The organism is Streptomyces violaceusniger Tu 4113, assembly GCF_000147815.2.
GTDB lineage: Bacteria > Actinomycetota > Actinomycetes > Streptomycetales > Streptomycetaceae > Streptomyces > Streptomyces violaceusniger_A.
Genome location: NC_015957.1, coordinates 5,990,424 through 6,012,364, shown reverse-complemented (window position 1 = coordinate 6,012,364; position 21,941 = coordinate 5,990,424). Strand labels below are relative to the sequence as shown.

Annotated in this window: 16 protein-coding genes; 7 read left to right on the top strand and 9 right to left on the bottom strand. The window is 73.1% G+C overall.

What is annotated here, in order from left to right; genetic code table 11:
• Nucleotides 1-67 precede the first annotated feature (67 nt).
• On the top strand, nt 68-517 hold the full coding sequence (locus STRVI_RS24820; protein ID WP_014058381.1) for a type II 3-dehydroquinate dehydratase: 450 nt from the start codon (nt 68-70) through the stop codon (nt 515-517).
• Between the two features lie 55 nt (nt 518-572).
• The gene (locus tag STRVI_RS24815) at nt 573-1,487 is read left to right on the top strand and encodes an ROK family protein (protein ID WP_050993744.1); all 915 of its coding nucleotides are present in this window, start codon (nt 573-575) and stop codon (nt 1,485-1,487) included.
• 13 nt (nt 1,488-1,500) lie between these two features.
• On the opposite strand, the gene STRVI_RS24810 is transcribed toward STRVI_RS24815, so the two are convergent.
• From STRVI_RS24810 to STRVI_RS24790, 5 genes are all read right to left on the bottom strand, one after another.
• Nucleotides 1,501-2,550 (bottom strand): 3-dehydroquinate synthase family protein, encoded by a 1,050-nt coding sequence (locus tag STRVI_RS24810; RefSeq protein ID WP_014058379.1) that lies wholly within the window; start codon nt 2,548-2,550, stop codon nt 1,501-1,503.
• Nucleotides 2,551-2,704: 154 nt separating this feature from the next.
• Nucleotides 2,705-4,120 carry a hypothetical protein gene (locus tag STRVI_RS24805; RefSeq protein ID WP_014058378.1) on the bottom strand — a complete coding sequence of 472 codons (1,416 nt, stop codon included), beginning with the start codon at nt 4,118-4,120 and terminating at the stop codon, nt 2,705-2,707.
• Between the two features lie 46 nt (nt 4,121-4,166).
• Nucleotides 4,167-5,693: a hypothetical protein gene (locus STRVI_RS24800; protein WP_014058377.1), complete on the bottom strand. Its 1,527-nt coding sequence runs from the start codon at nt 5,691-5,693 to the stop codon at nt 4,167-4,169.
• Nucleotides 5,668-6,450, bottom strand: a complete 783-nt coding sequence (locus STRVI_RS24795; RefSeq protein ID WP_014058376.1) for a hypothetical protein — start codon at nt 6,448-6,450, stop codon at nt 5,668-5,670. Before STRVI_RS24795 ends, STRVI_RS24800 begins: the two co-directional genes overlap by 26 nt.
• A complete protein-coding gene (locus STRVI_RS24790) occupies nt 6,447-7,130 on the bottom strand; it encodes a hypothetical protein (protein ID WP_014058375.1) in 684 nt (227 codons plus the stop codon). The genes STRVI_RS24795 and STRVI_RS24790 overlap by 4 nt, the downstream gene beginning before the upstream one ends.
• Nucleotides 7,131-7,452: 322 nt before the next feature.
• Here STRVI_RS24790 and STRVI_RS24785 point away from each other — a divergent pair, with 322 nt between their 5' ends.
• Nucleotides 7,453-8,160, top strand: a complete 708-nt coding sequence (locus tag STRVI_RS24785) for a 4Fe-4S single cluster domain-containing protein (protein ID WP_014058374.1) — start codon at nt 7,453-7,455, stop codon at nt 8,158-8,160.
• Nucleotides 8,161-8,475: 315 nt separating this feature from the next.
• On the opposite strand, the gene STRVI_RS24780 is transcribed toward STRVI_RS24785, so the two are convergent.
• The gene (locus tag STRVI_RS24780; protein ID WP_050993996.1) at nt 8,476-9,669 is read right to left on the bottom strand and encodes an Appr-1-p processing protein; all 1,194 of its coding nucleotides are present in this window, start codon (nt 9,667-9,669) and stop codon (nt 8,476-8,478) included.
• Nucleotides 9,670-9,883: 214 nt separating this feature from the next.
• On the opposite strand from STRVI_RS24780, the gene STRVI_RS24775 reads away from it, so the two are divergent.
• The 4 genes from STRVI_RS24775 to STRVI_RS24760 are packed head-to-tail and all read left to right on the top strand — an operon-like array spanning nt 9,884 to nt 16,825.
• Nucleotides 9,884-12,514: a protein kinase domain-containing protein gene (locus STRVI_RS24775; RefSeq protein WP_014058373.1), complete on the top strand. Its 2,631-nt coding sequence runs from the start codon at nt 9,884-9,886 to the stop codon at nt 12,512-12,514.
• Entirely contained in the window at nt 12,511-14,172 is a 1,662-nt protein-coding gene (locus STRVI_RS24770) for a hypothetical protein (protein WP_014058372.1), read from the top strand. Before STRVI_RS24775 ends, STRVI_RS24770 begins: the two co-directional genes overlap by 4 nt.
• Complete coding sequence (locus tag STRVI_RS24765) at nt 14,169-16,244, top strand: AAA family ATPase (protein WP_014058371.1); 2,076 nt, start codon at nt 14,169-14,171, stop codon at nt 16,242-16,244. Before STRVI_RS24770 ends, STRVI_RS24765 begins: the two co-directional genes overlap by 4 nt.
• A gap of 32 nt (nt 16,245-16,276) precedes the next feature.
• The gene (locus STRVI_RS24760; protein ID WP_050993743.1) at nt 16,277-16,825 is read left to right on the top strand and encodes an FHA domain-containing protein; all 549 of its coding nucleotides are present in this window, start codon (nt 16,277-16,279) and stop codon (nt 16,823-16,825) included.
• Nucleotides 16,826-16,877: 52 nt separating this feature from the next.
• Here the strand turns inward: STRVI_RS24760 and STRVI_RS24755 are convergent, their stop codons facing one another.
• From STRVI_RS24755 to STRVI_RS55630, 3 genes are read right to left on the bottom strand one after another with little or no spacing between them, the layout of a single operon-like run.
• The gene (locus STRVI_RS24755) at nt 16,878-17,504 is read right to left on the bottom strand and encodes an RES family NAD+ phosphorylase (RefSeq protein WP_043239691.1); all 627 of its coding nucleotides are present in this window, start codon (nt 17,502-17,504) and stop codon (nt 16,878-16,880) included.
• A gap of 26 nt (nt 17,505-17,530) precedes the next feature.
• Entirely contained in the window at nt 17,531-18,211 is a 681-nt protein-coding gene (locus STRVI_RS24750; protein ID WP_014058368.1) for a hypothetical protein, read from the bottom strand.
• Nucleotides 18,208-21,936 carry a CHAT domain-containing protein gene (locus STRVI_RS55630; RefSeq protein ID WP_014058367.1) on the bottom strand — a complete coding sequence of 1,243 codons (3,729 nt, stop codon included), beginning with the start codon at nt 21,934-21,936 and terminating at the stop codon, nt 18,208-18,210. Before STRVI_RS55630 ends, STRVI_RS24750 begins: the two co-directional genes overlap by 4 nt.
• Nucleotides 21,937-21,941 lie beyond the last annotated feature (5 nt).

Here is a 21,941-nt window from a genome sequence, read left to right as displayed (position 1 = left end):
CGAGGCCAAGGGCGCCGTGCTATAAATGCACTTCCGTGATGAGCCGCTGTAATTCAGCCGACCCCACATGGCGAGGTGCGCATTGAGCAGGCTGTTGTTGGTGAACGGACCGAATCTCGGCATACTCGGGAAGCGACAGCCCGAGATCTACGGCACGGATACGCTGCAGGACATCGAGCGCTGGGTCGGAGAAGAGGTCGCGGAGCGCGGCTGGAAAGTGGATTCCTACCAGTTCGACGGCGAAGCGGAGATCATCCGCACCATTCAGGGGAACTACGACACGGTCGGCGCCATCATCAATCCGGCCGCGCTCATGATGGCCGGCTGGGGTCTTCGGGACGCACTGGCCAACTATCCGCGGCCCTGGATAGAAGTGCATCTGTCGAATGTCTGGGCCCGTGAGCAGTTCCGCCATGAGTCGGTGACGGGGCCGCTGGCCGCGGGCGTCATCTTCGGGCTCGGCGCCCTGGGGTACCGGCTCGCCGCACGCGCCCTGCTCGAGAAGGTGCCGGACTGAGCGGCCACCCCGCCGTCACTCCACACCGCCAAGGCCGACGAGCCGGGAGGCGACCATCAGTCATCTGGGAATCGACGTCGGCGGCACCAAAGTGGCGCTGCGCCTCGAACACGACGACCTGAGCATCAGCGAATCCTCCTTCCGCTGGGCCGAGCCGGACGGTACGGACGTCATGACGTCCGGCGACCCCACCCGCGACCTGGACCTGCTGGCGCATCACGTCACGGAGTTATGCACCGGCGCCCCCGAGCGGCTCACCGGTGTCGGGGTCGCGATGCCCGCCACCCTCGACGCCACCGGCACGGTCACCGCCTGGCCCGGCCGCCCCGGCTGGGCCGGAGTGGACCTGGGCCGCGCGCTGTCCGCGCTCTTCGGCGACGCCGAGGTGCGCTGCGCCGACGACGGCGATCTGGCCGCCCTCGCCGAAGCACACGAGGCCGGCTGCCCCGATCTGCTCTACCTCGGCGTCGGCACCGGGATCGGCGGTGGCATCGTGCTGAACGGAATACCCGTCCCCGGCGTGGGCCGCGGCTCCTGCGAAGTCGGCCACCTGGTCGTGGACCGCGACGGACCGCTGTGCGACTGCGGTCGGCGCGGCTGCGTCCAGGCGGCGGCCTCGGGCCCGGCGACCCTGCGCCGGGCGGCGCGGCGGCGGGGCGAGGAGGTGACCTTCGCCGCGCTGCGCCAGGCCGTGGCCGACGGGAAGCCATGGGCCGTGGCGTCGCTGCGGGAGAGCGGCAGGGCCCTGGCCGCTGCCGTGACCGGCGTATGCGAACTGGTCCATCCCGCGCTCGTGTTGATCGGCGGAGGGTTCGCCGCGGCGATGCCGGAGCTCGGGGCGATGGTGGCCGAGCGGACGGCGGCGCTGGGGCGCCCGGGGCATCCGCTGCCACCGGTCCGGCCCGCGCAACTGGGCGGGCTGTCCTCACTGCACGGCGCCGTTCTGCTGGCCAGGGGGCTGCCGGACTGAGCCGCGTCCGGTTCTACGGGCGGTTGTACGGGGCGGCCCGGTCCATCCCGGCCAGCGCCGTGGCGACCGTCTCCTCCGCGAGGCCCGAGACCAGCTCGGGACCGCCGGGACCGTCAAGGACGAAGGTGAGCCCGTCCGTCGCCTTCTTGTCCAGCCGCATCACCTCGATCAGACGGCCCGGGTCGGCATCGGCGGGCAGCGCGAACGGCAGCCCGTAACCCCGCACCACCTCCAGATGCTCCGCCGCCCGCGCCTCGTCGATCCGGCCCAGGGCCAGCGCCAGACGGCCGGCGAAAACCGTGCCGATCGCCACCCCTTCACCATGCCGCAGCCGGAAATCGGTCACGATTTCCAGCGCATGGCCCAAGGTGTGGCCGTAATTGAGCACATGACGCAGCCCGGAGTCCCGCTCATCCGCGGAAACCACCGACGCCTTCAGGGCCACGCTCGCCGCGATCTGCTCCGGCAGCGGCAGCCCGCGCAGATCACCGGCGCCGATGAAGTGGCAGCGGGCGATCTCCCCGTATCCATTGAGCATTTCCGCCGCGGGCAGCGTCTGCAGATAGTCGGTGTCGCACAACACGGCGGACGGCTGCCAGAAAGCACCCACCAGATTCTTCCCCTCGGGGAGATTCACCGCCGTCTTCCCGCCCACGCTGGCGTCCACCTGGGCCAGCAGCGAGGTCGGCAGATGCACCACGGGCACACCCCGGTGATACAGCGCCGCCGCGAGACCCACGACATCGGTGGTGGTCCCGCCGCCGCAGGAGACGACCACGTCCGACCGGGTCAGCCCGAAACGGACGAACTCCCGGCACAGCTCCTCCACCGTGGCCAGCGACTTGTCCGCCTCCCCGTCACGGGCCCGCAGCACCACGGAGGGCACGCCCGGGTCGGGCAGCCAGCCGTCCGGCCGGGCGGAGACCATCGCCACCCGCTGAGCACCGAGCCCCGCGATGACCCCCGACAGCGCATGCCGGACACCCGGCCCGATGTCGACGGGATAGGAACGGTCGCCGAGTTCCACCATGACCCGGGTATGCGGATGAGCCGACGCCGTCATGCGCTGTCCGTCCCTCCATGGGCGATGACCGGGAATTCTCTCTCGTCGAATGTAGTGCCTGAATCGGGGGTCGACGGGACGGCGAGCCCCCCTCGCGCGGCAGGGGGCCACCCGGCGGCCACCCCGCAGGTGGCCGCTCGGCAGCACCAGGTGTTCAGGGAGCCTGCGCGCGGCTCCTTCTGGGGGACCGGCCGGACCCGGGTGGTTCAACGCGCGGGGTCACCCCCAGTTGTTTGAGCCGTTCGAAGTCGGCTGTGTCGATCTTCTCCAGGATCTCCAACTGCCGTGCCAGCGCGTCGGATTGCCCGTCGACATCGTCATGCCGCCGGAGCGAGGTCGCCGTGGTGATGTGGAATCGGGCCAGCGCCACCTTCAGACTGCGGCTCTCCAGGATCATCCGGTAGATGGTCTCCTCCGCCAGCGCGTCCTGCACGGATCTGACCGGCCGGGTGAAGAACAACGTGACGATCTGCCCCACACCGAGTGCGCCGAGCACGGCGGGGCTCTGCCACCCGATACGGCCCGGGAGGAAGACACCGACGAGCGACAGCACAAGCGCGGTGAGCAGCAGACACGTGCCCAACCCCAGCAGGAACTTGCTGGCGAAGCCGACCGTGTGCTGCGCCCGCCGGAGGCGTTCGGAGGTCTGGATGCGGTAGTCCCGCAGCCTGGCGTCCTCGTACGACAGGATGCCCTGCTTGTCCTGGATGTACGAGGAATAGCCCGCGAACTCCGCGTCCCCGCCACGGGACAGCCGCCGGTCGTCGTCCGGCCGGGAACCCAGGAAACGGGCCAGCTCCGCCAGACCGGTCATCACCTCGGTACGCAGCACACGCTGGCAGAAGTCCAGGGCCGTCAGATGGCGCTCCAGGGTTCTGCTGGCGGTGAGCGCGTCGGAGACCATGAGCTGCCGGACGTCGTAGCGGGAGCGGATACCGGTCAGCAGCAGTTGGACCTTGATGTCGGTGAGGATACCGATCACCACGACATGCGCCGTCTCCTGCCGTCCCTCGCCCAGCAGACCGTCCAGCAGCGTCGTCAGCGGCGCCGGTTCGCCGAGGTCGGGACGTCCGCCGGAGCTGTGCTGGAAGTCGAAGAGGGTGTTGGACCGCACATGGTGGACACGGAGTCTGCCGCCCCAGCCGTCCTCGCCGTCCGCCGGGGCGGACCGATCCGGAGCCAGCAGATCCGTGAGCCCGTCGACGTACGCCGCTCCCCAGGTGCCGGCCTCGCAGTGTGCCCCGTACTGCCTGCGCTCCAGGTCGTATGCCTCTCCCGGGACATGCCAGTCACGGATGTTGATCAGATGCAGGACCCCGTCCCCGTGTCCGCGCGTCCGGGAGCCGACGGTGGCGTCCAGGAAACGGGCCAGCGGCGAACGGTGCAGCTCCGCCTCGGGCAGGACCCTGCGGTGGCCCTCCGTGCGGAGGGCCGCACCGCTCTCGCTGTCCAGCAGCAGCTTGGAGACCGCGCTGTCCGGCAGGGACAACTGGCAGTCCAGGTTGAGGAAGAAGTCGTTCTGCAGACACTGCGTGATGAGTATGTACTGCGCCGGTGCCGTCGGATCCATCGCCACCCCCGTGGGTTTCCACCTGCCTTGGGTATGCCGTACGCGCTCAGTGCGGCAGCAGCGGCCACTGCCGGGACAGCCGCATGGCGGCCTCGGTCACCGCCGGATCGCCGGACTCCATGGCCACCCCGTCCAGATAGGCGTGTGCCGCGGCTTCGTACAGGTCGTCGACCGCGTACAGCCGCGCCTCATGGGCCGCGCGGCGGGCGCCCCCGCGGGCGCCCATGGTGGCCTCGGCCTCCTTGGCGCGCTCGGAGCCGGCCAGATCCGTCTCGATCTCCTGCTCCAGCTCCCGCAGCCGCTCGGCCGTGGTCCGGTACGCCGCGAGATACGGGTGCTCCTCGCCCAGCCCGATGAGGAAGGCGATACCGCCGGAGAGCAGCAGCAGCGCGACGAACATCCAGGTCACGCTCTGCGGGTCCAGATGCAGCGACTCGATGAGGCTCGGCGGATTGCGCACGCTTTCCCCCACGTCCGCGGCCACATCGGGCGGCAGATCCAGCGGAGGCTCCTCCCGGAACGCCACCTTGGCCCGCAGATCGCCCAACGCCCAGGCGCCGTACGCCCACACGCCCAGCAGGGCGAGGGCGGGCACGGCCGACAGCCGGACCGCGCCGGTGGCGGAGCGCCGCCGCAGTATCCAGCCCGCGATGTGCGGGGCGAGGATCATCGCCACCGCCACGGCCACCATGAGGCTGTAGGAGAGCAGATCGGCGAAGCGCCCGACGCCGTGCAGATTCTCGAACACCGAGTAGTAGACGGGCAGTTCCACCACGATCAGCGCGGCCAGCACTCCGAGCTTCATCCAGCGCGGCATACCGGGGCGCGCCGCCGCGCCCTCCCACGCCGCTCTGGTGGACAGCGCCCGGTCGGCCGCGTCCGCCTCCGCCACCGGATCGTGCTCGGACACCGCCTGCCAGCCGGCGTGGCCGCCGGCGGTCTCCGGCTCGTCCTCGCGCCGCGTGGCGCCCGGCCGCCCGGGGTCGGCACCGTCGCTCCAGCCGGCGGGCATACGGGCGCGCAGCCACCGGCGCTCGAAACCGCCCCGTACCGTGTCGCGGAAGGTCTGCCACCGGTCGGCCCGTCGCGCCAGCCGGTCCAACTGGGCGGTGGTGACCATCTGCTGCTGCTCCAGGACGGCCCGCCGTCGGCCCGCCCGCTCCAGCCGCTCACCGGCGGCGGTGGCGGCCGCCCTGACCCGGCTCGCCTCCAGCGCGCCGTCCTCCTCGGCCCGCGCCTGTTCCTCGGCGAGCCGGTGCCTGACCTGGTCGCGCAGGCTGGCCAGCTCGGCGAAGTAGGACACCCGGTCAGGGGTGGCCAGGACCCAGGGGTCGAAGACCTTCCGGCCGGCCGCCGACGCGCCGTGCTTGCGCGCCCGGTCCAGGAGCCAGGCGCTGTCCCCGGCCCGGATGAGATCCGATGCGACGGGGTCGGGCTGGGGCAGCGCGCCGTCGGGGAACCGCCGTGCGGTTGCCCGCCCTCCCCGGCGCCCGCGGTCGGCGTCGGCCCTGCGGCGGCGCAGCCTCAGCCGACGCGGCGCCTGGTCGTCACCGGCGGTAGGTGGTGTCGACATGTGCCTTCACCCTCCCCTCCAGAAGCTCCGTCCAGAAGGCGTTGAACTGCTCGTAGTGGGAGGTGTCGGTGTGGTACTTCATGCCGTAGCCCACCGGGTAGATGTCGGCGCCGGACAGCTTCGGCGCACCGTGCGACTTGAGGAAACCGTCGATGACGGTCCGGCGGCTCGCCGCGGTGGACAGGTCCTGCCGCCCCAGCCGGAAGTCGGTGTCGCCCTGGTCGAAGTCGCTCACCACGAGGACGTCGAACGACGCGTCGTCGCCGGACGGCTTGGACAGCGCGATGCGCGACAGCCCCCCGAGCACATCGGAGCCGGGCTCCTCCTTCTGGGCGCAGCGCAGCAGCTTCAGGGCGTTGGAGAGGGCGACCGCCCGCATGGCGGTGCGGGCCCGCTCGCGGTCGGCGGTCTTCGAGGTGTCCGGGTCCAGGTCGAGCGGGCTGACCTGGCACTTGGACGCCTCGGACACCTTGGTGATGGGGGCGAAGGACGTCCTGCGGCACTTGTGGTCCGACAGGAACTTCTCCAGGGTCGCCTTGAGCTTGGCCTCCGCGTCGAAGCCGGTCCGGGAGGCGGCGGCCGAGCCCGAGCCGTCGACCACGACGCCGCATGTCCGGGAGTAGCGTGACGGTTCGTCGGAGCCGCAGGCCGTGATGGCGGCCGCCAGGGCGAGCACCAGCGCGGCGGGCAGCGCGCGCCGTCGGTTCCGGCGCCGCCGGGCGCCCGGGTGCTCCGGAGCGGGACTGTGGACGGTCATCGCGCGGTCCTCCCGTCGACGCGGTCGGTGTTCTGCCGTTCGAGTATCTGCAGCGCCCGGGAGGTGGCCGTCCGGGCGCTGTCGTCGTCGGCCAGCAGCCAGACGTCGGGCTGCTGCCAGGACCGGTCCAGCTCCACCCGGCCCGGCAGCCAGTCCCCGGGCGGGCGCCGGGGGAGGCGGGAGAGCTGGGGGTGGGTCTCGCGCACCGCGTCCCAGTAGCAGGCGAGTCGCTGATTGGCCTGGTCGACGACGGCCTGGGCATGCGACCGGCAGCGGTCCACGCTGGTGCGCCACTGGCCCACCCAGTGGCCGTACCGCGCGAGCGCGGCGGGCCGGGGGTCCTCGCGGACGTCGTACTGGGTGACGACGCGCACCGACTCGGCGCGCACCCGGCTGAGCAGGGCGTGCTCCCGTCCGATGAGGGCGGAGCGCATCTGCTCGGTGGCCCGGCGGACGCCGGTCCGCACCTCCATCACATACGGCGTGATGAGCAGCTCGGGAGCCGGTGGCTCGATGGGCGGCGGTAGCTCGGCCCGCTGCTCCTCGGGCGGCTCCGGGAGCGGGATGCGCGGTACGCCGCGGGCGCCGTCGCGCTTGCCTCGCAGGCGGGCCGCGAAGCGGGCGGTACGGCCGAGCCGGCCCCGGCGCACCACCCCGTTGACACTGTCAGATGTGATCATGGAAATGGATCCCCCGTTTTCCCCGGTGCGCAATTCCCGCACCGGACAGCCGCATTGCGGACAGTGGAATTCCGCTTTCTCCCGCAAACGGCTCGCAGTCGCTGCCGATGACGTTGTCGATTCGATTCCTTGTCAGACCGTATCGGTGAGGTCGTACCCGGGAATGCTCCCCATAGGGCCCGCTCCCGAAAACGCCCGGAAGTCGACCGGAGAACGCCCTCGTCGATGCCTGACGCCGGGTCATACTGGAACGGTTCCGGGGCCACGCCTTTTTGATCATGGGTCTCGGAAACACGACCTCGGGGGAATAGGAGACGGGTCGGTGGAGAACGTCCCAGAGTGCGCGGAGCCCACGCTCCGGATCAGTCAGACCCACTTCCCGGTGGAGACCCTGGGCCCGGGGCGGCGCCTGGGCATCTGGACCCAGGGCTGCGGCCTGGCCTGCGCCGGCTGTATGTCACGGCACACCTGGGATCCGCTGGGTGGCGCCTTCCGTACGGTGTCGTCCCTGCTCGGGCTGTGGCGCGAGGCGTTGGCGCGGGGCGCCGACGGGCTGACGGTCAGCGGTGGCGAGCCGCTCGACCAGCCCGCCGCGCTGGAGGCCCTGCTGGCCGGGGCGGTGCGGACCCGTGCGGAGGCGACGGCACCGGGCGGCCCGGCGGCGGGCCGCGAGATCGACATCCTCCTCTACACGGGATACGAGCAGGAGGAAGTGGACGGGGACGCGGCGCGCTCAGCCGCCGTCCGCCATGCCGATGTGCTGGTGACCGGGCGCTTCCGGGCGGCCGAGCCCACCGCCCTGGTGTGGCGCGGCTCGGCGAACCAGCGCATGCGGCCGCGTACGGCGCGGGGGTGGGCGCGCTACCAGGAACATCTGGCCCGGACGGAGAGCGGGCCGCGTCTGCAGATGGTCGAGGGGGAGGGCGATGTGCGGCTCTACGGAGTGCCGGGGCGGGGCGAACTGGCCGCGCTGGAGCGTCGGTTGCGGCGGGCGGGGATCGCCCTCACCGGTGCGAGCTGGCGCCCCTGAGCGGGCGCGCCCGCCCGGACGGCACGGCGCGCCGTGGCCCCGGCGGGCGTGGTCACAGACGGCCCGCGGCCCCGGTCGGCTGTGGTCACCGAGGGCCGACGGCCTCGGCCGGTGGTGGTTGCACAGCCCGGACGGCCTCGGCCGGTGGTGGTTGCACGGCCCGGACGGTCTTGGTCGGTGGTGGTTGCACGGCCCGGCGGTCTTGGTCGGTGGTGGTTGCACGGCCCGGGCGGTCTTGGTCGGTGGTGGTTGCACGGCCCGGACGGTCTCGGTCGGTGGTGGTTGCACGGCCCGGACGGCCTCGGCCGGTGGTGGTCACAGCGCCCCGACGGCCTCGGCTATCTCCCGGCTGCGGACCACCAGGTGCACCCGCCAGCGGAAGTCCCGGGCGAGTTCGTCGCGGATCGCCCAGCGCAGCCAGGTGGCGCTGACCGCCGGTGCCAGACCGCCCCGGCCGGCGCCGAGCAGCGGAAAGCAGATGGAGGACAGGGCGGGCTCGTACCGGTCACGCTCCGCCCGGGCGAGCGCGAAGCACGCGCTGACCGCGCGGGCGATGCTCTCCGGGCGGACCTCGTACGTGTCGTCCCGCGGGGTGGCGACCGCGGCGTGGTAGATCCGCCGGACGCCGCGCGCGGCGAGCGCTCCCGGTGCGGTGGGCACCACCGTGCCCGGCCGGATCGGCAGCCCCGGGCGGCCGTGGGCGCGCAGCCATCCGGCCAGTTCACGGGCCAGCACATCGTCGACGATCTCCCCGGCGGGGTCGCGTACGGCCGCGGCCAGGCGCAGCGCGCCGGACACGGTGGGGCGGAAGGTCTTGGACATCTCCAGGTAGACGTTCTCCGAGGAGACCAGCACCTCGATGTCCCGCAGCAGTTCGATGGGCGAGACATGCAGGGTGAACGTGCTCCGCGCGTCCACCGGCACGCTGTCGACCCGCAGCGGGGGCTCCTGGTCGGCCCGGCCGCTCCGCGCGATGGTGCTCTGCCCGGTCGGGCTCGGTCCGCCGGGGGTCTGTGGCCCGGCGCCCGGCCCGGGGGTCTGTGGCCCGGCGCCCGGCCCGGGGGTCTGTCCCGCCGAACCCGGTTTCCCAGGGGAGGACGGCGGCTCCCGCAGAATGGTCAGCACGGCCTCGGCGAGTTGCTGGATCACCTGCGGTTCCTGCTGCTTGCGGAACCGCTCGGGGGTGACTCCGTACACGGCGGCGGCCATCTTACGGCGGTCATGGGCGGGTGCGCCCCGGCGGTCGGGGAGCAGCCCGAAGGTGTGGGCCGCCGCCTGGCCGAGCAGATCCCGTTCGCCGAGCCGCCGTACCGCCTCCCTGAGCAGCGCCTCGATACCGGCCGGGGCGTCGTCGGAGCCATCGCAGAAGCCGCCCGCCACGGCCGCGGCACGCAGCGCCGGCCGATCGGTCCTGCGCAGATCCGGCAGTCCGGGCCTGCGTATGCCTTTCAGTTCTTCCAGGAGTTGATCGTATGTGGGCGAATTTGACGCAAATGGCTCCTGACTCATGGTCACCAGGCTAGCGACCGGCCGGGAAAGAGGAAATCGTTCTCTCGACGGCCGTACCGCGCCGGGCTTTGCACCGCCGGTAATTCACGCCGTGCTGGAACAGATTTCCGATTTCCGAGGTTCCGCTTTCTTGATCCATGGTCCGGCGGTCACCGGCCGCCGCTGTCGCCGCCATTGAATCCGACACCGCCCACCCGTTCACGAGGTGACCTTTGTGACCCATCCGCACGAGCAGCCGCCCCCCACGGAATCCGAGGACGACGAGGACTACGGGGCTTACGGGGACGACGAGCAATACGCAGCCCACGGGGACCACGGATACCACCGGGACCAAGGGGAGCCCGAAGAGCAGCGCGCGCACGACGCCGGGCCGCCGCCCACCGAACATGAGGAGCCACCTCCGTCTGCGGCAACCACGGGGGTCGGGCTCACCGAACGCGAGGAGCCGCCCCCATCGGTCGGCGCCTCGGCGGCCGGGCTCACCGAACAAGAGGAGCCGCTCCCGGCGGCAGCCGCCACGATGGCCGGGCCCACCGAGGACGAGATCCCCTCGGCGGCGCCCGCGCAGGTCGCGCACGGGGGTCGCGACCTGCGCGGGGACACCGGAGCGCTGCCGGTCTCGCTGCGCCGCCGGTTCCGCCTGAGGGCCGTGCTGCGCCGCCCCGACCATCCGCACCAGGCGGCCGTCTACCGCGTCGAGGACGAGCGCGGCAGCCACATCCTCAAGTGGTACCACCTCGGCCACGCCCCGGACCGCCGGGTGTGGGAGCCGCTGCGGGACCGGCCGCGCCGGCACCTCACCCACTTCACCGAGACCGGCGACACCGGGGCCGACGGCCATCCGTACGACCTGGCACCCTCCTACGGCGAGACCGACCTGGCCGGATATCTGAGGGACAACCCCGGCCCGGCCGACCCCGTGCTCATCCACAGCGTCGTACGGCAGCTCCACGAGGCCCTCACCACCCTGCACGAACTGAACATCGTCCACCGGGACATCAGCCCGGCCAACATCGTGCTCGGCAGCCTCGACCCGGCCGCCCCGGACCTCGTCCTCGTCGACTTCGCCGTCTCCGCCCACGAACCCGCCGAGCGCTACACCCGCGACGAGCGCTGGGTCGGCACCGCCCTCTACATGTCCCCACAGGCGTCGCTGCGCCACCAGTTGATCCACCCGCCCGCCGACTGGTGGTCGCTCGGCATGATCGTCGCCGAGATGGCCGGCGGACGCCACCCCGTCCGGTTCACCGACAACGACTTCGTCCGCGAGGAGATCAGCTCCCGCGCCCCGGATCTGTCCCTGGTCACCGGCCACCGGCTGCGGCTGCTCTGCATGGGGCTGCTCACCCGCGACCCCGACCACCGCTGGGGAACCGACGAGGTGGCGCAGTGGCTGGTGGGCGGCTCGCCGCCGATCGCCCCCTGGGAGGCGGGGACGGCCCCCGGCGCCTCCGATCCTGAAGACGCCCCGGACATCGAGCCGTTCGCCTTCCTCGATGAGCGCTACACCAGGCCGAAGCAGCTCGCCAGGGCGTTCAGCGAGAACTGGCGGCCCGCCCGGCAGGTCCTCTCCCGACGGGGTGGCCGGGGCGAATTCACCCGCTGGCTACGGCAGTTCGAGGGCGCCCCGGACCGCGACGCCGGTGAACTGGCGGCGCTGCTCGGCCTCCTGGAGCCCCAGCACCCCGCGGCTCCGCCACGTCAGCCGAAGCCGATCACGATGGTGCGGCTGATCTCCTGGCTCGGCCCCACCCTCGACGCGTCCTACCGCGGGGTGCCGCTGGACCACGCGGGGCTGGGGGAGTTGCTGCGGGAGGCCGGGCGCGGCGATGAGTTCGCCCTCTCCGTCGTGGCGGACCTGCGGGATCACACCATCCTGCCGCTGCTGGACTCACGGCCCGGCGGCGATGGGCTCGCCGAGGTGCAGCAGCGCTGGCTGACGGCCCGCTCCCGCTGGCAGCACACCGTCGAGGAAGTGCTCCACGAGTCGCCGTGGCTGCGCGACCGCCGTGCCGAGGTGCGCGCCGCCACCCGGCTCGACCGCTCCCGGCTCGCCGCTCTCCTCTCGCTCGCCGCCGCCCCCACCGCGCACCGGCGCAGGCTCCAGGAGCGGACCGCCGGCATCCAGGCCGCGTTGCCGCAGCCGGTGGCCTGGTACGGGCGGCTGGTGCGCGACCCCGAGGATCTGGTGCGGCTGCAACTGGCCGAGTGGCTGGCCGGATTCGCCGAGCAGGAGTCCTCGGAGACGCAGGGGCGGCTCGACGGCGAGCGGGCCCTCCTCCGCCAGGAGCGCGATCTGGACGTGGCCACGCTGTGGGTGCGCAGACAGGACATGCTGCCCACACTCGGCTGGGCCCTCGGCGGAGCCGTCGCCTTCGTCTTCCCGTGGATCTTCGTGATCGGCCTGGGCGATCTGGTGGGATGGCCCGCCCAGCGCGCGGTCGTGACGGCGTGGATGCTGGCCGTCCCGGCGGCCGCCGCCGTCCTGGCCCTGGAGCTGTGGACGGCGTACCGCATCGGCAGCCCCGGCTACCACCCGGACCGGTCCCTGGCCGGGCTGCTGATCGACCGTACGCTGCCCGTGGCCCGGTTCATCCGCCGCCCCGGCTCCCGCTTCCCCGTCCAGGGCCTGCTGATCCTCCCGGTCATCGCCCTGTTGTGGGCCACCGTGGCCTACGCCCCCTGGGTGTGGCCGCTGGCCACCGTGGCCGTCCTCATCTGGTGGACCTGGCACCGGCTGCGGTGCTGGCGCCGCTATGTCGCGGAGCTGCGCGGCCGGGACGAACGGCACCGCCCCGGCCGCCCGAGGGCGGCCGCCCCGCCGACGTCAGGGAGGCTCACATGAGTTCGGGACAGGCGATTGCCAGCATCGGCGATGTGATGCCGGATGTGTACTTCCCCCAGCCGCCGGTCGCCGAGACCATCCAGCACACGGTCCCCGACACTGTCACCAACACCATCCCGAACACCGGAGTGCCGCACCACGCGGTCCAGGGCACCGGGCTGTCGGACCACTTCGGCACCCAAGCCGGGCAGCACTTCGTCGACGCCGTACACCACACCACCGGCCATGCGCTGAACGCCGCCATGGACCAGGTGCACGACCTGATGGTGCCCGCCCTGATCGGCCTCGGCTCGCTCAGCGGGGCGCTGCTCGTCGGCCGCGCCACCATGGCCGGGGCGCAGGTGCTCGCGGCAGCCGCCATCCGCGCCGCCGAGGACCAGGCCGAGCTGCGCCGACGGCAGATGAACGCCCGGCAGGCCGCCGCGTGCTGGCGGGCCGCCGCCTTCGCCGCCGTCCGGGCCAACGCCCGCATCGACACACTGCGCGCGCGGATACGGCGGGGGGGCCCCGACGGGCCACCGGAACCGCCCGACCTGCCACCGCCGCTGGCACTGACGGGCAAGAAACTGGACGAGGCATGGCGACAACTGGCCGACACCGACCGCCGGTTGCGCCGCGCGGAGGCCGCCTACGCACGGGCCACGATGGAGGCAGCCGCTCGTCCGGTGGCCGGAGCGCATCCCGAGGACACCGGCTGGCACGCCACCCTGCGCGCCCGCCGCCGCCAGGCGCTGGAGGCGTACGAGGAGGCCGCCACCGAAACCGAGGCGCGCGGTTCGCTGCCGCAGCAGCAGCCGCCCGCCGTCACCGAGGCCCCCACCGATGAGGAGGTGCTTCGGCTGGGCGCGGACCTGCTGGCCAGGCTTCCGCAGAACGTGTCGGTGTCCGACTACCGGCTGGTTGAGGAGCGGGTCACCGTTGCCGCGGAGGTCGCCGCCCGGCGGCCCGCCGCGGCCAAGCGCCATCTGCGGGAGGCCGCCGGGTTCGCCGAGCGGATGACCCGCGACGCCGAGCGGCGGCAGGAGACCGAGGAGTGGGCCGCCCAGCAGCTCGCCTTCCTCCGCGACGACCACCCCGGCACACCCGGTGACGGCCACTTCGGCACACCCGTTCCGCTGCCCGATGTCAGGGCGGAGATCGCGGTCCTGGAGCGCTTTCTGTACCAGGGCGGGACGCTGGCGGAGGCCGAGCGCGTGCGCGTCGCGGCCCGCGTCGGCGAGCGGGTCGACGCGTATCAGCGGATGTACGCCACGGAGGTGATCCGCGCGGCGGTCCGGCGGTCGGGACCCGAGTCGGCCGGATGCACGACCTCCGGCGCGGCGCAGATCATCGACTGGACCCCGCCGGGCTGGGGGGAGGAGCACTGGCTCCGCGTCAGCGTGGACGCCGGGGGCACCGCCCGGGTCGCCACCATGCACCGCGAGCGCGACCCCGCCGAGGAGACCGACGACGATCTGGACCTCGACGGGCAGCGGTGCCGCGAGGCCCCCGAGCATCTGCGGGAGCTGCGCGAGATGGCCGAACGGGCCGGGCTCAGCGTGCCGTTCGACTTCGGCAAGCCACCCGCGCGGCCCGTCCGGCGTACGGCGGACCGGTCCGCTGACGACCGCCGCCCCGGGCCCAAGGTCCGCCACCGTGACCAGGAGAGGCAGTCATGACCGAGCCAGTGACGTCCCCGGGCCGCGACGACCGCAGGCTTCCGGCCTTCGCCGAGGAGCTGGTCGGCACGCTCAGCGTCCAGTCCCAGTACGTACTGCACGGCAGCATCCGGGACATCCACCTCGTCCGCCACGACAAGGACCCCGACGAGGGCGGCCCCGAGGCGACCTACGACGACCACCACACCCTCACCGAGGTCCTGTGGAACGCCCTGTGGCAGGAGGGGTACGAGGCGCTGATCCGCTTCGACATCGCGGACGGCTTCACCGTCGTCGTGGGCCCGGCGGCCCAGGAGATCCGCGAGCTGCTGCACGGGCGGGACGCCACCAGGCCCGGGCGCGCCCGGCGTGCCGAGGCCCCCGTCCACCTGGCCGATGCGGAGCGGACGCTGCGCGACATCGTCACCGGCTGGAAGCAGCAGGGGCGGCAGCAGAAGACACCGGACGGCCGGCCCCGTCCGGACCCGGCACCGCGCCAACAGCCCTACCGAGTGGTGTTGTTGATCGACTACGCGGCCCGGATCCCCACCGATGTCACCCGGCTCAGCGATCCGGAGCGGGACTTCTTCCTCAACTGCCTCAAGCTGGCCGAGGACGCCCGGCCGATCTCCTCCCCGGGAAGCGGACGGCTGCTGTTCAACCCCGTGATCTGGCTCGCCGACGGGGAGCGCGATCTGCCCACCTGGCTGGTCGCGGGCAGCGAACGGGTCCGTACCATCGGCATCCCGCTGCCCGACCTGGGCAGCAGGCGGCGCATGGCCGAGCTGCTGGCCGAGGAGCACACCGCCGCGTCCGCGTCCGCGTCCGAGGGCGAAGAGGACGGCGGGCCGGTCCGGCTCGACAAGCGACGGCCGCTGGACGAGCACGAGATCGACACCTTCGCCCGGGCCACCGCCGGGCTGACCTTGCGCGCGATGCGGGAGAGCGCCCGTATGGCGCTCGACCGTGGGCTGTCGTTCGCCGAGATGCGGGACGCGGTCCGCGTCTACCAGCTCGGCGTCAAGGACAACCCGTGGCAGGCGGACTACATCCGCAAGCAGATCAAGAAGGGCGAGGCGGACCTGCGGGCGCGGGTGAAGGGCCAGGAGAAGGCGGTCGGCAAGACCCTCGACATCCTCAAGCGTGCCGCGCTCAGCCTCTCCGGCGCCCAGGCCTCCCACCCCGGCAGCCGGCCACGCGGTGTGCTGTTCTTCGCCGGGCCGACCGGCACCGGCAAGACCGAGCTGGCCAAGTCGGTGGCCAAGCTGCTCTTCGGCACCGAGGACGCCTGTCTGCGCTTCGATATGAGCGAGTTCTCCGCGCCGCATTCGGTGGACCGGCTGCTCGGCGCACCACCGGGATATGTGGGCTACGAGGCCGGTGGCGAGCTGACCACGGCGGTGCGCAACGACCCCTTCCGGGTGGTGCTGTTCGACGAGATCGACAAGGCCGACAAGGGTGTGCTCGACAAGTTCCTCCAGGTGCTCGAGGACGGCCGGCTCACCGACGGGCAGGGCGTCACCACGTACTTCAGCGAATGCGTGCTGATCTTCACCTCCAACCTCGGGGTCAGGAAACGGACCGGCGAGGGCGGACGCGGACACGAAGGGCGGGTGGCCGAGCCCGGGATGCCGTACCACCAGTTGGAGGAGATCATCCTGGCCAATGTGAAGGAACACTTCGTCGAGGAGATCGGCCGCCCGGAGCTGATGAACCGGCTCGGCGGCAATGTGGTGGTCTTCGACTACATCGACCGCAAGGTGGCCGCCGAGATCTTCGACTCGCAGGTGGGCAACATCCAGCGGGTGCTGCGGGAGGAGCAGGGGGTGCATCTGCGCCTCTCCGACGAGGCGCATCAGGCGCTGTCCGCCTACTGCACGGCGGATGTCGACAACGGCGGCCGGGGGATCGGCATGCTGCTGGAGACGCATCTGATCAACCCGCTGGCACGGGCGCTGTTCGACCAGGAGCGGCTGGCCGGCACGGCGGTCACCGTCACCGGTGTGCGGCCCGCCGGGGACGGAACGGTGGCCCTGGACCTGCGGGTGGTGCACACGGCGGACGCGGATCCCGGTCCCGGGGGCGGCCGATGAGCGAGAGGGCCACTCCCCCGGGGTGGGCTCGCGTGCCGGACGGCCAGGAACTGGAAGCACTGGAGGAAGCGGAGACAGGGCAGAAGCCGGGCCAGGCGCCGGAGCCGGACCCGACGGCAGAGCCCGCACCCCGGCCCGCGCCGGGCACGGCCGGTGTCGAGGTGTCCGCGCCCTGCTGGAACTGCCGTGCGCCGGTGGCCCCCCGCGACGCCCGCTGCGCGTCCTGCGACCGTACGCGCACCCATGTGCTGCTGGTCTGCGCCGAACCCTGTCTGGAGCTCCGCCACGGCCCGGGCCCTCCGTTGCACATCGGCCGCCACCCGGACTGGGCGCCGCGGACCGCCGCCGCGTTCGTCGGCTGGAACAAGGTCTCCCGGCGTCATGCGTCGCTCACCGTGGAGCCGGACGGCAGCGCCTGGGTCGAGGAGCCCGCCGAGGGCTCCCGCAATGGCACGTATCTGAACCGCGCCCGGATCGCGGCGGGCGTGCGCACCCCCGTCCGCGACGGCGACCAGCTCCGGCTCGGGATGCGGGTCAGCTTCGCCGTACGGCTGTACGGAACGGGGCCCGGCACCGACTGAGCCGGTGCCGGGCGGCGTCGCGGGGCGGCCACCCCCGGGCCGCCGCGCGTGCTCATGCCCGCGTTCCGGGCGGAATGACGACCGCCCGCAGCGGCGCCAGCAGCCGGTTGGCCTCGCCCGCCCCCTCGAACGTGCCCAGGTTGTGGGCCTGGCCGGGCACCGCCTTCAGCGGCTCCTCGCCGCAGCGGTCGCCGAACAGCACCATGGCGCGGTGCGGGCGGTGCCGACGCGACTGCCACACCAGCCCTTGGGCGTCCGGCACCTGGCGCCGGATCTCCCGCGCCCAGGCGCGGGTCTGCGCGTACTCGTCGGACTCCAGCAGCCAGGAGGTCTGGAACACCGCGGCCAGATCCTCCTCCCGGACCAGCCGCACCAGGACCAGATCCTCGGTCACCCGCACCTTGGACAGCGAGCGGGTGGCCGCCAGCGCCCACGGCACCTGACGCCGTGCTTCCGGCCCGGTGAACTCCGTGTCCCGCAGCATCACTTCGGCAAGGGTGGTGGCCGGTTCCACGGCCGCGTACAGATACGGATACCGGTCCTCGGCGGTGGCGTCGAAACGATTGCCACCGAAGAAGGAGTGCGCGGGCTTCGGGTTGAACTCGGTGCAGGCGTAGGCGGTTTCATGGCACCTCCACAGCTCGGTGCCCGCGCTCAGGGTGAACAGATTCGGGCTCATGCGCGCGCCCTCGGGGGGCGCCTGCCTCACCATCCGCCGTCTCCCAACAGCGCGGCGGCGGCCTCGGTCAGCCGCGCGTCCGGCACCTGCCCCACCAGGGCGGCCGGCGCGTCGCGCAGCCAGGTGTTGCCGCCGAGCCACCAGTCCGCGGCGCCCCAGGGGTCCTGGTCCGACAGCAGCATTCTGTTGATCCGCTGCACCACCGGCCGTGGCTCACCGGTGTCCGGGTCGAACTGGAAATCCGGGTAGCGATCGCCGCGCTCCGGGTCGGCCAGGCGGATGAGCCCGGCCCCGGCGGGATTCTCGGCGGCGGCCCCGGTGAGCTGCTCCGGGCCCCGCGCGGGAGCGGTCAGCAGCCGGTCCCGTACGGCCCGGGCGATCTCGGCGCTCGCGGGGTCCAGCGTCGGCCAGTCCACGGACTCCAGCAGCCGGATCAGGTCGGCCAGCCGGTCGGCGTCCGGCAGGACCGCGGAGGGAGCCGGGCCCCGGAACTGGTCCAGTTTTCTGCGCAGTTCGTTCTCGCGGGGGAGAGGCCGCAGCGCCAGCCGCACCCCCCGCAGCGCGGCGCGCACGGCCCTGGCGTCGTCTCCGGCGGCCCGCAGCCGCAGCACGCTGTCCTGGAATCCGCTGAACTGTGCGGGGGTCAGCGAGGCGCGGATCTCCGGCAGATGCCGGCGCAGCAGCTCCAGGAGATCGTCGGTGGTCATGGCTGTCGTCCTTCCGCGGGTGCGTGGGGAGCGGGGTTGCCCTGGTGGATGAATCCGGCCCAGGAGACGATCCGCGCCAGGCCCCCCGTATCGCTCTGCGTCTCGGCCAGCAGAAGGCCGGTCAGCCCGGGGACGGGGTGGCGGTCGTGGTCGAGCATCCACAGTTGGGCGGCGCGCAGAGCGTCCGGCGGGGCCAGTCCGGCGACGGTCAGATGGTGGTGGAAGACCACCATCAGCGCGGCGGACGCGCTGTCCGAGACCTTCCATCGCGAGCCGACCACATCCGTGGCGCCACGCGCCAGCAGTGCGGTGGTCGGGGTCAGCGCCTCGTCGTGGTCGCGGCTGCTGAGGTCCGTCTCGCAGGCGCTGAGCACGATCAGCGGCCCGGTGGCGGCCCGCTCCCCGGCGGGCACGTCGAGAATGCGCGTCACCGTCAGCCTGCCCGGGTCCGCGATGTCCGCGGGGCCCGGGGCGCTTTCGGGCCCCGGGGCGTCTTCGGGGTCCGGGCCGGCCAGGTGGAGGGCCGAGTCGGTGGGCCGCAGCCCGGCCAGGCCGTGCACCGCCAGATGCAGCAGCGAGGCGGCGGGCGCGGCCGGGCCTCCGGGGAGGTGGGAGAGCACATCCTCGGGGGTGCCCAGCGCGTTCTCGGGCGCGTCCTCGTGCCAGCCGTAGAGCAGGGCCGTGGTGTAGTACGCGGTGCGAAGGGCCGACACCTCGTCCTGCGCCCACGTCAGATCCCCGCTCGGGTCGGCCACCAGCACCGCGCGCTCGCTCGCCGGCACCCGGCCGCGCCGGGCGGCCCGCAGGAACTCACCGCCGGACGCGGCATACGAGACGACCGCGTCTTCGCAGGCGTAGGTGTACGGACGCCGCGCACCGGCCCGTGGCCCGGGGAGGCGGGCGGCGTGCCAGGGAACGGCACCGAGGTTGCCGCATGGCACGAGGACCAGCCGGACCGGTGCGTCGCGCTGCTGGGACCCGTCCTCCGCCGGGGCGCCCAGAGCGTCCAGTACGGGGGCGAGGACGGCCGGCCCGGCCCAGTCGCACAGCCCCTCCAGCGCCGCCTCCCAGTGCCGATGGGCCTCGGCGGAGGCGTCCATGCCGTCCGCGGACACGGCGGACCGCCGGGCACCCGCGTCCAGATAGCGCTCCAGCGGCTCCCGGCCGGGCGCGCCGAGCCCCGGCAGCGCCAGCGTCGTCGGCTCACCGGCGCTCCGCACCAGGACGGCCACGCCGTCGGCGGTGTCCTGCCCGGGCACCAGATACACCAGGGCGTCGGTGCCGGTGACGCGCAGCCCCTCCCGCAACTCCCCGATGCCGGGGGCGCCGAGCAGCCCGCGCAGCGGCGCCTCGCCGCTGTCCCGCCGCAGCACGTCCAGCGCGCGGCGGCGCAGCCTGCTGGGGATCTCGACGCCGGGGGCGGCCCCGGCCGACATGACCCGCGCGAGCGCGCTGCGGACCTCGTCCGGGGTACCGCCACCGCCGGGCGCGAGTCCGCCGCCGGTCGGCGCGGCCTGGGGCGGGAGGTCCCGTACGGCGGTCCGCCACTGCTCGGCCAGCTCCGCCTCGCCCCGGGCGGCCAGTTGCTCGGGGACCCCGGCGGCCGCGGCCGCGGCCCGCAGCACCAGGCCACGCCCGTTCTCCAGCGACGCCACGGCCTCCTCGATCCGGCCGTCCACGGCGGCCCAGTGGGCGGCGAGCAGCCCGCGGCTGGCCCCCGCCCTGGCCACCTCCAGCCCGTGCTCGGCACCCAGTTGCAGCAGCACATCCTCGGCCAGCACCCACAGCGAGGCATGGGCGGTGGCGACGGCCGCCCCCGAGTCGTCGCGCTCGCGGTCGTCACGCAGCCGGTACGCCTCGGCCAGCTCCCACAGCAGCTTCTGCCGGATGGCCGGGCTGGTGCGCTCGGTCAGTTCCCGCCTGGCCTGTTCCAGCTCCCCGACCGCCTCTTCCAGGCCGGAGTGGTCGCCGGTCGACTGGTGGACGGTGAGCAGCGCCATCCCGATGCCTTGCCGGATCCATACCCGCTGGTCGGGGGTGGAGGCGGGGCCGTCCAGGGCCCGCCGGGCCCTGGCCACGGCCTCGGAGACCCGTACGGGATCCGGTTCGATCATGGAGAAGAGGGCCAGCAGGGGCGCGCATTGCGCGTCCATGAGGGGCTGTGCGAAGGCCGGGAGCCTCGGATGGTTCGCCGCCTCCTCGAAGTAGGCCACGCCGGCCCGCAGCGCGGGGATCCCGCCGTCCAGCGTGGCCAGGCTCAACTGCGCCTGGCCCAGCAGGAAGAGCACCAGGAACTGCCATTCGCTGTTCTCGCCCGCCTCTTCCAACAGGTCGAGCAGCTCGTCCAGCAGCTCCTCCAGCGTTTCGGCGTCGCGCTCGTCCAGCGCTTCGTTGAGGCGCAGTAGGAGGTGCATGCTCCGGGAGCACAGCCTTAGCCCCTCCGCGCCGGGCCCGGTCGCGTGTGCGGAGTCGAACACGGCGGAGGCGGGGCCGAAGAGCGCGTCGAGGCGGGCACGCGCCTGGTCGCGGTCGGTGAGGTTGCCGCCCAGGATGTTGGCCGCGGTGAGCAGTCCGGGCGAGATGACCCCGGCCATCCAGTCCACCCGTCCGGATCCCGTACCGGCGGCTGTGCCGATCAGCTCCGCCGCCTCGGCCAGCCGGTCGGCGTCACCCGTGCGTACGCCATGGGCCATGCGGCTCATCGCGGCGCGCATCGCGGTCTCCGCCTCTTCACCGGCCGGCCCCTTGCTCACCTCATCGACCAGGGCCTCCAGATCCTCGGTCCGGACGGTGCCGGGCACTTCGAGCTCCAGCATGAGGGCGGCCTGTGCGAAGGTGAGGGCGGTCTCCTCCGCGGTGAGCTCCTCCAGCAGATCCGTCTCATCGCCTCCGCCCGCCCCGGCCGTGGCGAACTCGGTGACCAGCCCGCTCAGGGCCCGCATCAGCCGGGAGTCGCCGTCCGGCATACGCTCCGCCAGTTGCGCGGCCAGCTCGGCCATCTGCTCGAAGTCCCCGGAGCGGGCGGCGGCGGGCACCAGCTCCAGGGCCTCGGCCGCCCACGACAGGGGTTCGGCCAGGCCCTCGGGCAGGGTCGGAACCAGGTCGGTCAGCAGCCCGCGCAGCTCGGTCAGATCGGCGGTGAGTTCGGGCTCGCCCACCATCACCTGGCGGCCCACATCGAAGGATTCGAGGAGGCGGGGCAGCGTGCCGTCCCATCCGGCCATCATGCCGGGCGTCAGCAGCAACCGCACCAGATGGACGGCGGAGGCCCGCTCGTCCGGTGGGTCGAGCGTCCCAGGGGCGCGCGCCGCCCTCAGCACCCGCAGGCCCCGACTCCGGCCGTCGTCCGTGGGGTTGCGCCGGTAGCGCTCGGCGTACAGGCCGCCGAGCCGGGCGCGCAGGGTGCACAGTGGAGCGTCCCCGTCCGGCACGGCCGCCGCCAACGCGGCTTCCAGCTCGTCCAGTTCGGCGATGAAGCGGTCGAGCGACGCGGGGTCGGCGTCGGCGGGTGATTGCGTGCCGTCGGGAGCTCGCCCGGCCGCCGGGCCGTCCGGTGGGCCCTGCGAACCGGCGCCGCCGGAGGGGTCCTTGGCCGCCGGGCCGTCGGACGGTCCCTCGGCCGCCGGGCCGTCCGGTGGGGGCGGGGGCGGGGCGATCCACGCCAGCGCGTCGGCCGCGCCTCGTTCGGCTCGGCCGCGTAATGCCGCGAGGTCCCTGCTGTGCATGAAAC

What these genes read in the sequence shown, in the direction of transcription:
- STRVI_RS55630 (WP_014058367.1), bottom strand. Translation starts at nt 21,936, where the DNA reads ATGCACAGCAGGGACCTCGCGGCATTACGCGGCCGAGCCGAACGAGGC.
- STRVI_RS24770 (WP_014058372.1), top strand. Translation starts at nt 12,511, where the DNA reads ATGAGTTCGGGACAGGCGATTGCCAGCATCGGCGATGTGATGCCGGAT.
- STRVI_RS24755 (WP_043239691.1), bottom strand. Translation starts at nt 17,504, where the DNA reads ATGAGCCCGAATCTGTTCACCCTGAGCGCGGGCACCGAGCTGTGGAGG.
- STRVI_RS24780 (WP_050993996.1), bottom strand. Translation starts at nt 9,669, where the DNA reads ATGAGTCAGGAGCCATTTGCGTCAAATTCGCCCACATACGATCAACTC.
- STRVI_RS24795 (WP_014058376.1), bottom strand. Translation starts at nt 6,450, where the DNA reads ATGACCGTCCACAGTCCCGCTCCGGAGCACCCGGGCGCCCGGCGGCGC.
- STRVI_RS24800 (WP_014058377.1), bottom strand. Translation starts at nt 5,693, where the DNA reads ATGTCGACACCACCTACCGCCGGTGACGACCAGGCGCCGCGTCGGCTG.
- STRVI_RS24820 (WP_014058381.1), top strand. Translation starts at nt 68, where the DNA reads ATGGCGAGGTGCGCATTGAGCAGGCTGTTGTTGGTGAACGGACCGAAT.
- STRVI_RS24810 (WP_014058379.1), bottom strand. Translation starts at nt 2,550, where the DNA reads ATGACGGCGTCGGCTCATCCGCATACCCGGGTCATGGTGGAACTCGGC.
- STRVI_RS24790 (WP_014058375.1), bottom strand. Translation starts at nt 7,130, where the DNA reads ATGATCACATCTGACAGTGTCAACGGGGTGGTGCGCCGGGGCCGGCTC.
- STRVI_RS24765 (WP_014058371.1), top strand. Translation starts at nt 14,169, where the DNA reads ATGACCGAGCCAGTGACGTCCCCGGGCCGCGACGACCGCAGGCTTCCG.
- STRVI_RS24750 (WP_014058368.1), bottom strand. Translation starts at nt 18,211, where the DNA reads ATGACCACCGACGATCTCCTGGAGCTGCTGCGCCGGCATCTGCCGGAG.
- STRVI_RS24805 (WP_014058378.1), bottom strand. Translation starts at nt 4,120, where the DNA reads ATGGATCCGACGGCACCGGCGCAGTACATACTCATCACGCAGTGTCTG.